This is a genomic window from Rossellomorea aquimaris TF-12, from assembly GCF_001648555.1.
In the GTDB taxonomy this organism is placed as follows: domain Bacteria; phylum Bacillota; class Bacilli; order Bacillales; family Bacillaceae_B; genus Rossellomorea; species Rossellomorea aquimaris.
This window is the reverse complement of sequence record NZ_LQXM01000027.1, coordinates 187,546-200,464: the sequence shown is the minus strand read 5'-3', so window position 1 is coordinate 200,464 and position 12,919 is coordinate 187,546. Positions and strand designations below refer to the sequence as shown.

Genomic DNA, 12,919 nt, shown 5'->3' with positions numbered 1-12,919 from the left:
AACTTTTTTAAAGGTCCAAATCTTCACTGCTTTACTCTCTCTCCAATTTTATGAGCCGGATTCGAAAATTTATAAGCGATTTTTCGATCTTAACTCCATAGACCAAACCAAAACCCAGTCTCTCCTAGAGGACTGGGTTTGTTCAATCTATTTTTTAGCAAGCCTAATCGCTTTTTCACTGTTGGCAAAATGCCACTTTGTAATTGATTTTAATTCTTCAATCCCTTTTCCCTTAATGATTTTGGCTGCTGCCACATCTACGTGCTTTCCTGCACCTTTTGGAATCTCGACTCCTGTTTTCGTACTTAGTTTATCCATTTCTTTGAGAAAAGCGTAGCGAGCGATAATGGACGCAGCGGCTACTGCAATGTGGATACTTTCACCTTTCGTACTAAAATAAACACGGTCTTTTTGTATTTTCTTTTGAGCATTGATGTGTTTGAAGTATGTGTTTTTTTCTACGAATTGATCAATGAGAATGGCTTCCGGTTCCTCTGGCTGCATCTTCTCCAGTAAGTGAAGAATGGCTTGGTTATGTAAAATGGCTTTCATCTTCCCTTGGGTCATGCCTTTCTCTTGAAGGGCATTGTATTTTGTATTGTGAAGAATCAATAAACTATAGGGAATGGTGTTGATTAAATCCTTGGCTATTTTAATGATTTGAGGATCAGATAAATTTTTAGAATCTTTTACACCAAGCTCCTTCATTAAAGGTATTTGATCCTTATGTACATAGGCACTTACTACCGTGATGGGACCAAAGAAGTCACCTGTTCCTACTTCATCAGATCCAACAACAGACCATGATGCAAAATTTTCTGGTAGCGTAGCGGTTCCTCCTTTAGACGGAGATTTGACCTTTGATGGTTGGCTGTTACCCCATATACTTGCTTCTTCCTCACCCTTTGCACCCTGAAATAATACTTTTCCTGATTTATATGCTGTTACTGTACAGCCGCTTGGTTTGGCTACAAAGAGTGCACCTTGTGGTACTTTCTCTATGCACTCTTTCTGATAGTAAACCTTCATTTTATTTAATATTTCTTTGCTTGCTACGATAACTGTATTCGCCAAAAAAACCACTCCTTATGACAAAATAATAAAAAATGTGACCTCTTATGACAATTTCCTTCCAAAACAAAAAGATTTCATGGTATGATAATGTTTAGGATTCTAAAGAATGGGGGCTTTTGGGGTGTCTAAAGAACAAAAAAACCGCACCACTGTGGATATTTATGGTCAACAATATACAATTGTTGGTACTGAATCAACCAGTCAAATTCGATTTGTTTGTTCTAAAGTGGACGACAAAATGAGAGAAATTAACTCCATGAACCCTTCTCTAGATACGAGTAGACTTGCTGTATTAACGGCTGTAAATGCCGTTAATGATTATATCAAACTAAAAGAAAAGTTTGAGAGTTTAGAGCAAGAAATTAAACGATTAAAGGATTGAATAAAAGATGCTGGATTTAGCTATATTAATCATCCTATTGATAGGATTCTTTATAGGTTTAAAACGTGGATTTATCTTACAAGCCATCCACATGGCAGGATTTATCGTCTCTTTTATTGTAGCATACATATACTATGATCAGCTTGCACCGAAACTAACCCTTTGGATTCCATATCCAGTACTGGACGAACAATCAAAGTTGAATATGATTTTTGAAAGTACAAATTTAGACCAAGCATATTATCGTGTTATTGCGTTTGCTATGATATTTTTTGCGGTGAAAATTCTGCTTCAAATTATTGGTTCAATGCTTGATTTTGTTGCTCATCTACCAATATTAAAACAATTAAACATTCTTGGTGGTGGACTATTAGGATTGGTAGAAACGTACTTAGTTATTTTCATATTATTATTTATTGCCGTATTATTACCAATAGAGTCAGTGCAATTATTAATTAATCATTCGATTATTGCAGAGGCAATGGTGAAACATACACCTGTATTTTCAGATTTGGTAGAAAAATGGTGGATTGAATATGTAGCCTAAAAGGAGGCTGACTTTAAGAGTAAACATTTTTTAGTTAAGGGAATTTCACCCTGGCTAAAGGAACATGTTTGTCTTACAAGTCAGTCTTTTTTCTTTTTCTCACAATTTTGCTACTATATAAGAGGAAAGATCGATTTTCTTATTCATAGAATGAGTAGGTTTTTTACATAGATGGTGTATCTTAATAAAAGAAGGTGAGTACTTTGAATAAAAAAGATATTATAAAATTATTAGAGGAAATTGGCATTTATATGGAGCTTAAAGGTGAAAATTCCTTTAAGATATCAGCTTATAGAAAAGCAGCAGCTGCATTAGAAAATGATGATCGAAGCTTAAATGAAATAAGTGATTTTACCAAACTTAGTGGAATTGGAAAAGGGACTGCCGGGGTAATAGAGGAGTATATCAATGAAGGGAAGTCTTCGGTTCTTGAAGAATTAAAGGAAGAAGTTCCAAAAGGTTTAGTTCCTCTTCTTCAGCTCCCTGGATTAGGTGGGAAAAAGATTGCAAAATTATACAGTGAACTTGGTGTAGAAAATATTCAAGATCTTGAAGATGCTTGCAAGGAGAATAAAGTTCAAGACCTTGCTGGATTTGGAAAGAAGACAGAGGAAAAGATCTTAGCGTCAATTGAACAAGTAGGAAAAAGACCCGATCGATTGCCGATCGCTTACATGAACGGAATTGCAGAGGAAATGGAGAGCTTTCTTTCTTCAATTAAACCTATCTTGCAGTTTTCCCGGGCAGGAAGCTTGAGAAGAATGAGAGAAACGATTAAAGATCTTGATTTTATTTTGTCAACGGACGATCCCAAAGCGGTAAAGGAAGAATTATTGAACCTGCCAAACATTGTTGAAATCATTGGAGCTGGTGAAACAAAAGTCTCATTAACTCTTCACTATAATTGGGATGTAAGCATTGACTTTCGTATTGTAAAGCCGGAAGAATTCGTTACGGCTCTCCATCACTTTACTGGTTCAAAGGATCATAATGTTCGTATGCGCCAATTAGCAAAAGAAAAAGGAGAAAAGATCAGTGAATACGGAGTAGAGATTAGTGAAACAGGGAAAGTCATCACCTTTAAAACAGAGGAAGAATTCTTTCATCACTTTGATCTCGCCTATATCCCACCCGAACTAAGAGAAGATGGGAAAGAAGTAGAGGATTTTCATAAGGACTATCCGTTGATTGAGCTGGAACATATAAAAGGCGATCTTCATATGCATTCAACCTGGTCTGACGGCGCTTATTCTATTGAGGAAATGGTGGAAGCATGCAGGAATAAAGGCTATCAATATATGGCGATCACGGATCATTCACAATATTTACGTGTGGCCAACGGGTTAACACCCGAGCGCTTAATAAAACAAATAGATGAAATAAAAGAAATAAATAAGAAGTATGACGATATTGAAGTTCTTTCAGGTATTGAAATGGATATTTTGCCAGATGGTACATTAGATTATTCCGATGAAATCCTTGAAAAAGTCGATGTAGTCATCGCTTCTATACATTCTAGCTTTTCTCAATCCCAAGAAAAAATTATGGAGAGGTTATCTACTGCCTTGAGAAGTGCCCATGTAGATATAATTGCCCATCCAACAGGTAGAATCATTGGTAGAAGAGAAGGGTACGACGTGGACATGGATCTTCTAATCCAGCTGGCGAAAGAAACGAACACGGCTTTAGAGCTTAATGCGAATCCAAACAGACTTGATCTTTCTGCAGAAAACATTCGAAAAGCTCAGGAAAGTAACGTGAAACTCGTCATCAATACAGATGCTCATAGCGTAGAGCATTTAGATTTTATGAAAATCGGTATTGGAACAGCCAGAAAAGGATGGATAAAGAAAGATACAGTGTTAAATGCAAGTGACAAAGAGGAATTATTAACATTTATAAGACGAAACAATTGAAAAAGGTGGAATCTGTTCTGTGAATTCTAAAGTACTAAGAACATTAGAGTTTGATAAAATTAAAGAATTATTAAAGGGGTTTGCTGCCTCTGCTCTAGGGCATGCTCGTGTCTCTTCTTTATTGCCTTCGGTAGAGTACGAAGAGATTGTCCATCTTCATGAAGAGACAGACGAAGCGATGACCATTCTCCGACTTAAAGGTCATGCACCACTAGGGGGAATATTTGATATTCGTCCCCATGTTAAGCGTGCTCAAATAGGTGGAATGCTCGCTCCTTCTGAATTAGTACAAGTGGCAAGTACGATTCGTGCCAGTCGGAAATTAACTAAATTTGTAGAGGAATTGCTTGAAGAAGAAGTTGAGATTCCTTTATTAGAGAATAAAATGAATACAGTTATTCCACTTCCTTATTTAGAGCAAAACATTCGAAAAGTAGTGGATGATAATGGAGAGATATTAGACTCTGCCAGTGAAACTCTTCGATCCATTCGTACACAGCTGCGATCTAATGAAAGTCGTATTCGTGAAAAGCTTGAAAAAATGACTCGTTCATCAAATGCACAGAAAATGCTGTCTGATGCCATTATCACGATTCGAAATGATCGTTATGTGATTCCGGTAAAGCAAGAGTATAGAGGCCACTATGGCGGGATTATTCACGATCAATCTTCGTCTGGGCAAACGTTATTCATTGAACCAGAAGCTATCGTCGCATTAAACAATCAGCTTAGAGAGCTTCGATTAAAGGAACAAACTGAAATTGAAAAAATCCTTCTCGCTCTATCAGTAGAAGTCCAGGAAGCAGCGGAAGAGTTACTTCTTATTGTAAGTATTTTGTCAGATGTAGATTTTATGTTTACAAAGGCAAAGTTTGGTCGATCTATCAAAGGGTCGAAACCAATCATTAATAATGAGGGAAGAATAAAATTAAATAAGGCACGTCACCCTCTTTTACCGATAGAGGAAGCTGTTGCAAATGACATTGAATTAGGCAAGGAATTTTCTTCTATCGTGATAACGGGACCTAATACCGGAGGAAAGACCGTTACTCTGAAAACGTTAGGTCTTACCAATATGATGGCTCAGGCTGGGTTACCAATTCCCGCACTTGATGATTCTGAAGTGGGGATTTTCCGTTCCATTTATGCTGACATTGGAGATGAGCAATCGATAGAACAAAGCTTAAGTACGTTCTCCTCACATATGGTGAATATCGTAGAAATACTTGAAAAAGTAGATCATGAAAGCCTGGTTCTTTTTGATGAATTGGGAGCAGGTACCGACCCTCAAGAGGGAGCGGCTTTAGCGATTTCTATTCTGGACGAGGTACATGGGAAAGGGGCAAGAGTCGTTGCTACTACTCATTACCCAGAGCTCAAAGCCTACGGTTATAATCGTGAAGGTGTTGTGAATGCCAGTGTAGAATTTGATGTAGAAACTCTAAGTCCAACCTACAAACTATTGTTAGGAGTCCCTGGGAGAAGTAATGCTTTTGAGATTTCCAAGCGATTAGGTCTATCTGACTCAGTCATTTTAAGAGCTAAGTCCCATATCGGAACAGATACAAAAGAAGTCGAAAACATGATTGCATCATTAGAGGAAAATAGACGACAGGGTGAAAAAGAGCTGGAAGAAGCTCATGAGTTACTGAGACAAGCTGAAAAAATGCATAAAGATATGCAAAAGCAAATGATGGAGTACTATGAAAAGAAAGATCAGCTTTACGAAAAAGCCCAATTGAAGGCTTCTGATTTAGTAGAGAAAGCGAAAGAAGAAGCAGATCAGGTGATTAAGGATTTAAGAAGGATGCAAAAGGAAAAATCTGCGCAAATAAAGGAACATGAGCTGATTCATGCAAAGAAACAATTAGAAGAAGCTACCCCTAAACTAAAGAAATCATCTGTCCAAAAGAGTAAAGGAAACAATGGTAAACAGGTGCTTAAAGCTGGAGATGAAGTGAAGGTACTAAGCTTTGATCAAAAAGGTCATCTAATTGAAAAGGTTTCAAGCAAAGAGTGGCAAGTGCAAATGGGCATTATGAAAATGAAGGTGAAGGAATCTGACCTGGAATTTATTCAATCACAGCAAAAAGTGGAAACAAAGCCGCTGGCTACTGTTAAAGGAAAGGATTTTCATGTGAGCTTAGAACTGGACTTACGTGGAGAGCGATTTGAAAACGCCTTATCAAGAGTAGAGAAGTATATCGATGATGCATTACTTGCAGGCTATCCCCGTGTTTCGATTATTCATGGGAAAGGTACAGGGGCTTTGAGACAAGGGGTTCAAGAATATTTAAACAATCATCGATCTGTTAAGAGCATTCGCTTCGGTGATGCAGGTGAAGGTGGAACCGGTGTGACGGTAGTTCAGTTTAAATAACGAAAGAAAAGAGGCTTAACATTGGAAAACTTTTGGGAAAATGAATATGTTCAAACGGCAGGGAATTATAGCGTAGTCATTCTATGCCTTGTCCTTTTCTTAGCGATTTTTGAACTAGTCACAAAATACAAAAACTGGGATGAGATTAAAAGGGGAAATGTAGCGGTTGCTATGGCAACTGGTGGGAAGATATTCGGGATTGCAAATATCTTTCGTCATTCCATTGAACAACATGATACGATCTTAACCACCATAGGATGGGGAATTTTTGGATTCTTGCTTTTGTTAATTGGCTACTTTATTTATGAATTTTTAACACCAAAGTTTAAAATTGATGAAGAAATAGCCAATGACAATCGAGCTGTTGGTTTTATATCCTTAGTCATTTCCGTTGGGTTATCTTATGTAATTGGTGCAGGCATATCGTAAGGAGAGGAAACATGGAAACGTTAGCGAAGGTTTTATTGGCTTTATGTGGAGGCTTTCTAGTAATAGGAATCATTTATATGCTGTTTTTCACTTGAAGCATTTATAATATTAATATAGCAATAAATAGAAAAGAGACTGCCATTAGATAAAAAATGGCAGTCTTTTTTCATGAGTTTAAAATATATATAAGTATAGAATGCCTATATATGTTTTCATAAGAGAGTTAAGACAAGCTGATGAATGAAAAGATTTCAAAGAATTATACCTTTCAACTTAGGTAAATAGTAATAAAAATAAAGATTTCAAATTGTAACTGTAGTTCCCTTATATTATAATAGTGAAAAGAAAAAATTTTCTAACAATTCACAAGGAGGGATACAAATGAACAAGCCGTGGCTTAACGAATATCCAATAGAAATACCAAGAGAACTGGATTTAGTTGAAAAACCTCTTCAATCCTACTTAACTGAAGCAGCTTCTCTATATGGTAATAAAGCTGCCATTCACTTTATGGGGAAAGAAATGACCTTTCAAGAATTATATGAGTCGGCTCTGAAATTTGCCAACTATTTAAGGGGGTTAGGAATTGAAAAAGGTGATAGGGTGGCAATCATGCTGCCAAACACTCCTCAATCCGTTATTGCCTATTATGGAGTCTTATACTCTGGTGGAGTTGTAGTACAAACCAATCCATTGTATACAGAAAGAGAAATTGAGTATCAAATGAAGGATTCTGGAGCTAAAGTCATTCTTACTTTGGATATTCTATATCCGAGAGTATCGAAGGTAATGAAGAATACAAATCTTGAGCATATAATTGTAACCGCTATCAAAGAATACCTCCCGTTTCCCAAAAATCTCATTTACCCATTTATCCAAAAAAAGCAGTATGGTATTGTCGTAAAAGTAGAACCGACAGATTCCAATCACTTATTCACACACATTATGTCCACATCGAAACCTGAACAGATTGAAAGTGAGTTTAATTTTGATAACGACATTGCCCTCCTTCAATATACTGGAGGAACCACAGGGTTTCCTAAGGGAGTAATGCTTACACATAAAAATTTAGTTGCCAACGCTTCTATGTGTGATGTGTGGCTTTACAAATGCAAAAAAGGAGAAGAAAAGATTCTTGGTATACTACCATTCTTTCATGTGTACGGGATGACAGCCGTTATGATTCTAGCTGTTATGCAAGGATATAAAATGATTTTATTACCCAAATTCGATCCAGAAACGACTTTAAAGACAATTCAAAAACAGAAACCAACGTTATTTCCTGGAGCTCCAACCATTTATATTGGGTTATTAAATCACCCTGATCTAAAAAAATATGATTTATCTTCCATTGATTCGTGTTTAAGCGGAAGCGCTCCATTACCTGTCGAGGTGCAACAGGAATTTGAAAAAGTTACAGGTGGTAAATTAGTTGAAGGATATGGATTAACTGAATCTTCTCCTGTTACTCATTCCAACTTCCTATGGGATAAAGAAAGAATTAAAGGTAGTATTGGTGTTCCTTGGCCAAGTACAGAAGCAGCAGTCTTCTCATTGGAAACGGGAGAACCCCTACCAGCTAATGAGATTGGAGAAATCGTTGTAAAAGGTCCACAAATCATGAAAGGCTATTGGAATCGCCCCGAAGAAACAGATCAAACCTTAAAGGACGGGTGGCTGTTAACAGGGGATTTAGGTTACATGGATGAAAAAGGCTATTTCTATGTAGTAGATCGTAAGAAGGATATGATCATCGCGGGTGGATTTAATATTTATCCTCGAGAGATAGAAGAAGTTTTATATGAGCATCCATCTATCCAAGAGGTTGTAGCGGCTGGAGTCCCAGATCCTTATAGAGGAGAAACAGTTAAAGCCTATGTGGTCCTAAAAGAAGGAGCTACCTTATCTGAAGAAGATCTTAATGAATTTGCTCGTAAATATCTAGCTGCGTATAAAGTACCTCGTATTTATGAATTTAGAAATGAGCTTCCTAAAACAGCAGTAGGAAAAATATTAAGAAGAGCTTTAGTTGAAGAAGAACGCAAGAAGGTAGAAGAAGAAGAAAAATTAGGGTAAAGTAATCATATAGAAGAAAAATTCTTCTCTTTTTTAAAGTTTAATTGGACAAGCACACTATTCTTGACAATTAACCACATACATTTTATTATTGAAATATGAATGACCATTCATTCATATTTCCCTAAGGTAGGTCAAGATATTATGAAACGAAACAAACCTAAATACAAGCAAATTATCGATGCAGCCGTCATTGTTATAGCCGAAAACGGGTATCATCAAGCACAGGTTTCGAAGATTGCCAAACAAGCTGGTGTCGCTGATGGAACAATTTATCTTTATTTTAAAAATAAGGAAGATATCCTGATCTCTTTATTTAGAGAAAAAATGGTACTCTTTGTTGAAAAGATAGAGGAAGTTATAGCAGGAAAACAGACGGTTTCAGAGAAATTATTAGTGATGATTGAAAATCACTGCAAAATCCTTTCAGATGATCATCATTTAGCAATTGTTACTCAATTAGAGCTACGTCAATCAAATAAAGATATTCGTTTAAAGATTAATGATGTTTTAAAAGGGTATTTACAGTTGGTAGACAAGATTTTAATTAGTGGAATTGAGTCTCGAGAGTTTCCGGAAACTCTGGATGTTCGTTTAGCACGACAGATGATTTTTGGAACTTTAGATGAAATGGTGACAACTTGGGTTATGAATGATCAGAAATATGATATAGTAGCTCAAGTACCTGCTATTCACAAACTGTTACTTCACGGTTGTATAGGCAGAAACTAAATTCTTTAGGGGGATTAGAGATGGAGAACTTATCCTGGTCATTAGAAGGAAAGATCGCAACAGTTATTATTCAAAGACCACCCGCCAATGCATTAGCGAGCGGGCTGATTAGAGAAGTCGATGCAGTTCTGGATGAACTTGAAGGAAACCCTGATGTAAGAGTAATCTTGCTTAAAGGTGAGGGCCGTTTCTTCTCTGCTGGTGCTGATATTAAGGAATTCACTACCATTGAAAGTGGTGAGGAATTCTCTCAATTAGCGAAAAAAGGTCAAGATGTGTTTGAAAGAATGGAGAACTTCTCTAAACCAATCATTGCTGCCATTCATGGTGCAGCATTAGGTGGAGGATTGGAACTTGCTATGGGAAGTCATATCCGATTAGTAAGTGAAAAAGCAAAGCTTGGATTACCAGAGTTGCAATTAGGACTGGTTCCCGGGTTTGCAGGTTCTCAACGATTACCGAAGCTTGTAGGTAGAGCGAAAGCTGCTGAAATGCTCTTAACAAGTGAACCTATTAGTGGTATAGAAGCTGTTCAATGGGGACTTGCGAATAAAGCGTATCCTGAAGAAGAATTGTTTAGCAAAGCTCAGGAAATGGCTGAAAAAATCGCTAAGAAAAGCCCAGGGGCTATGAAAGCAGCCATAGAGCTTTTAAGCTATACAAAAGATGACCGCTTTTATGAAGGGGTCATGAGAGAAGCTGATCTATTTGGTGAGGTATTCGTATCCGACGATGCAAAAGAAGGAATTTCAGCCTTCATTGAAAAAAGAGAACCGAATTTTAAAGGGTAGAATACATTCTATTAATATAGTAAACTCTTATATAGGGCAGTGTTGATTGGTAGTTTCCAATCACTCTGCCCCTTCAAAGGGGATAAATTTTCAAAATCTTTTTAAGGGAAAGAATGTTTTAATTATTAGGAGGGACTAACGTATGAACATCTATGTACTTTTGAAAAGAACGTTTGATACAGAGGAGAAAATTTCAATTCAAAATGGTCAAATTGCTGAAGATGGGGCTGAATTTATCATAAATCCATACGATGAGTATGCAGTCGAAGAAGCCATTCAAGTACGCGATGCACATGGTGGAGAGGTTACAGTGGTAACAGTAGGTGGAGAAGAGAGCGAGAAACAGCTTAGAACTGCCTTAGCCATGGGAGCTGACAAAGCTGTACTGATCAATACGGAAGATGATGTTGAGAATGGAGATCAATTCACTACAGCCAAAATCCTTTCACAATATCTAAAAGACCAGGAAATTGATTTAATTCTTGGAGGTAACGTGGCGATTGATGGTGGTTCTGGACAAGTAGGACCTCGTGTTGCAGAACAATTAGACATTCCTTACGTAACAACGATTACAAAATTAGAAATTGATGGAAGCACTGTTACAGTTACTCGTGACGTAGAAGGTGATTCTGAAATTATAGAAACTTCATTACCATTACTAGTAACAGCTCAACAAGGTCTAAATGAGCCAAGATACCCTTCTTTACCAGGGATCATGAAAGCGAAGAAGAAACCATTAAATGAAATAGAAATTGATGATATAGATTTAGATGAAGATGAAGTAGAAGCGAAGACGAAAACGATCGAAATTTATTTACCACCGAAGAAGGAAGCTGGAAAAGTATTAGAAGGCGAGTTGGATGCTCAAGTATCAGAACTAGTTAAACTTCTTCACAACGAAGCAAAAGTAGTCTAATTTTGAGAGTATAAGAACAACTAACATTCAGGGGGTATTTAACATGGCGAGAAAAGTATTAGTACTTGGAGAAGTACGTGATGGATCATTACGTAATGTTTCTTTTGAAGCAATTGCAGCTGGTAAAACCGTTTCTGAGGGCGGAGAAGTAGTAGGAGTTTTAATTGGTAAAAGTGTAAGCGCTTTAGGAAATGATATGATTCAATATGGAGCGGACAAAGTAATCGCTGTGGAAGATGATAAACTGGAGCAGTATACTTCAGATGGATATTCACAAGCGATTATGGCTGTTATTGATCAAGAGAAGCCTGAAGGAATCATTTTTGGTCACACAGCGTTAGGTAAAGATTTATCTCCTAAAGTGGCAAGTAAATTAAATTCTGGATTGATTTCTGATAGTACTGACCTAGAGGAAGCTGGAGGAAATCTAGTATTTACAAGACCAATTTACTCTGGAAAAGCTTTTGAAAAGAAAATTGTAACTGATGGATTGATTTTTGCTACTATCCGTCCTAACAATATCGAACCACTAAGCAAAGATGAATCCCGCACTGGTGATGTATCAACTCTTTCTGTTGACATTAAAGATTTACGCACAATTATTAAAGAAGTTGTACGTAAAGCAAGTGAAGGCGTTGATTTATCAGAAGCTAAAGTTATTATTGCAGGTGGACGTGGCGTGAAGAGTGAAGATGGATTTAATCCACTTCAAGAATTAGCAGATGTTCTTGGTGGTGCTGTCGGTGCTTCACGTGGAGCGTGTGACGCAGATTATTGTGATTACTCTTTACAGATTGGTCAAACAGGGAAAGTAGTAACACCTGACCTCTACATTGCTTGTGGAATCTCTGGAGCTATTCAGCATTTAGCTGGTATGTCTAACTCAAAAGTAATTGTGGCCATTAACAAGGATCCTGAAGCGAACATTTTCAATGTAGCTGACTATGGTATTGTTGGAGATCTATTCGAAGTGGTTCCAATGCTTACGGAAGAATTCAAAAAGCTTAAGGTAGCTAGTTCTTAATAAACACTCTTCATGTTTGTTTCTTAACATAAAGGGTATGATAGAAGTATTGAATAAAATAATAAGGATGTAATCATCGAGAAGGTGGTTACTCCTTATTTTTTTTCAAGTTGTACATAGTATATTCCGTTTTTTGAAGGGTATATTACCTACGAGCAGATTAATAGCATCCATAAAAAAACGGTGATATACTAACCTTACATTCAAAGAATTTAGGAGGCGCATATAAATGGCAATTACACATGCTACTGATCAATCATTTACTACTGAAACAAATTCTGGACTGGTATTAGCGGATTTCTGGGCACCTTGGTGTGGACCTTGTAAAATGATCGCTCCAGTATTAGAAGAGTTAGATGGAGAAATGGGCGACAAAGTGAAAATCGTCAAAGTTGACGTTGATGAAAACCAAGAAACAGCTGGTAAATACGGCGTAATGAGTATCCCAACGTTAGTCGTTCTTAAAGACGGCGAAGTTGTTGATAAAGTAATTGGTTTCCAACCTAAGGAAGCACTTGCTGAACTATTAAACAAACACGCATAATTTCAAAAGGCCGAAGCTCTAATTAGAGCTTCGGCCTTTTTTAATGCTCTTTTCGCAAAGAATGTTGTTTTATAACATGAGTCTCTTAAAGGCTCTGTCAACCTGTAT

12 protein-coding genes are annotated in these 12,919 nt (G+C 37.0%); 11 read left to right on the top strand and 1 reads right to left on the bottom strand.

The window, feature by feature from the left end; all coding sequences use genetic code 11:
- Positions 1-147 precede the first annotated feature (147 nt).
- A complete protein-coding gene (gene rnhC, locus IQI_RS10385; protein ID WP_064092567.1) occupies positions 148-1,074 on the bottom strand; it encodes a ribonuclease HIII in 927 nt (308 codons plus the stop codon).
- Positions 1,075-1,195: 121 nt separating this feature from the next.
- On the opposite strand from rnhC, the gene zapA reads away from it, so the two are divergent.
- From zapA to trxA, 11 genes are all read left to right on the top strand, one after another.
- Positions 1,196-1,456: a cell division protein ZapA gene (zapA, locus tag IQI_RS10380; protein WP_064092759.1), complete on the top strand. Its 261-nt coding sequence runs from the start codon at positions 1,196-1,198 to the stop codon at positions 1,454-1,456.
- Positions 1,457-1,463: 7 nt separating this feature from the next.
- Positions 1,464-2,003 (top strand): CvpA family protein, encoded by a 540-nt coding sequence (locus tag IQI_RS10375; protein ID WP_064092566.1) that lies wholly within the window; start codon positions 1,464-1,466, stop codon positions 2,001-2,003.
- Positions 2,004-2,206: 203 nt separating this feature from the next.
- Positions 2,207-3,919 (top strand): DNA polymerase/3'-5' exonuclease PolX, encoded by a 1,713-nt coding sequence (gene polX / locus IQI_RS10370; protein ID WP_082892663.1) that lies wholly within the window; start codon positions 2,207-2,209, stop codon positions 3,917-3,919.
- A 19-nt stretch (positions 3,920-3,938) separates the two neighbouring features.
- Entirely contained in the window at positions 3,939-6,299 is a 2,361-nt protein-coding gene (locus IQI_RS10365; RefSeq protein ID WP_064092565.1) for an endonuclease MutS2, read from the top strand.
- A gap of 21 nt (positions 6,300-6,320) precedes the next feature.
- Positions 6,321-6,728 (top strand): DUF350 domain-containing protein, encoded by a 408-nt coding sequence (locus IQI_RS10360; protein WP_064092564.1) that lies wholly within the window; start codon positions 6,321-6,323, stop codon positions 6,726-6,728.
- Between the two features lie 381 nt (positions 6,729-7,109).
- Entirely contained in the window at positions 7,110-8,804 is a 1,695-nt protein-coding gene (locus IQI_RS10355) for a long-chain-fatty-acid--CoA ligase (protein ID WP_064092563.1), read from the top strand.
- A gap of 144 nt (positions 8,805-8,948) precedes the next feature.
- Positions 8,949-9,536: a TetR/AcrR family transcriptional regulator gene (locus tag IQI_RS10350; protein ID WP_064092562.1), complete on the top strand. Its 588-nt coding sequence runs from the start codon at positions 8,949-8,951 to the stop codon at positions 9,534-9,536.
- Positions 9,537-9,556: 20 nt separating this feature from the next.
- Positions 9,557-10,327, top strand: coding sequence for an enoyl-CoA hydratase (locus IQI_RS10345; RefSeq protein WP_064092561.1), 771 nt, complete (start codon positions 9,557-9,559; stop codon positions 10,325-10,327).
- Between the two features lie 142 nt (positions 10,328-10,469).
- Positions 10,470-11,243 (top strand): electron transfer flavoprotein subunit beta/FixA family protein, encoded by a 774-nt coding sequence (locus IQI_RS10340; protein ID WP_064092560.1) that lies wholly within the window; start codon positions 10,470-10,472, stop codon positions 11,241-11,243.
- A gap of 43 nt (positions 11,244-11,286) precedes the next feature.
- A complete protein-coding gene (locus IQI_RS10335; RefSeq protein WP_064092559.1) occupies positions 11,287-12,267 on the top strand; it encodes an electron transfer flavoprotein subunit alpha/FixB family protein in 981 nt (326 codons plus the stop codon).
- A gap of 229 nt (positions 12,268-12,496) precedes the next feature.
- A complete protein-coding gene (gene trxA, locus IQI_RS10330; RefSeq protein WP_064092558.1) occupies positions 12,497-12,811 on the top strand; it encodes a thioredoxin in 315 nt (104 codons plus the stop codon).
- The last annotated feature ends 108 nt before the right edge of the window (positions 12,812-12,919 follow it).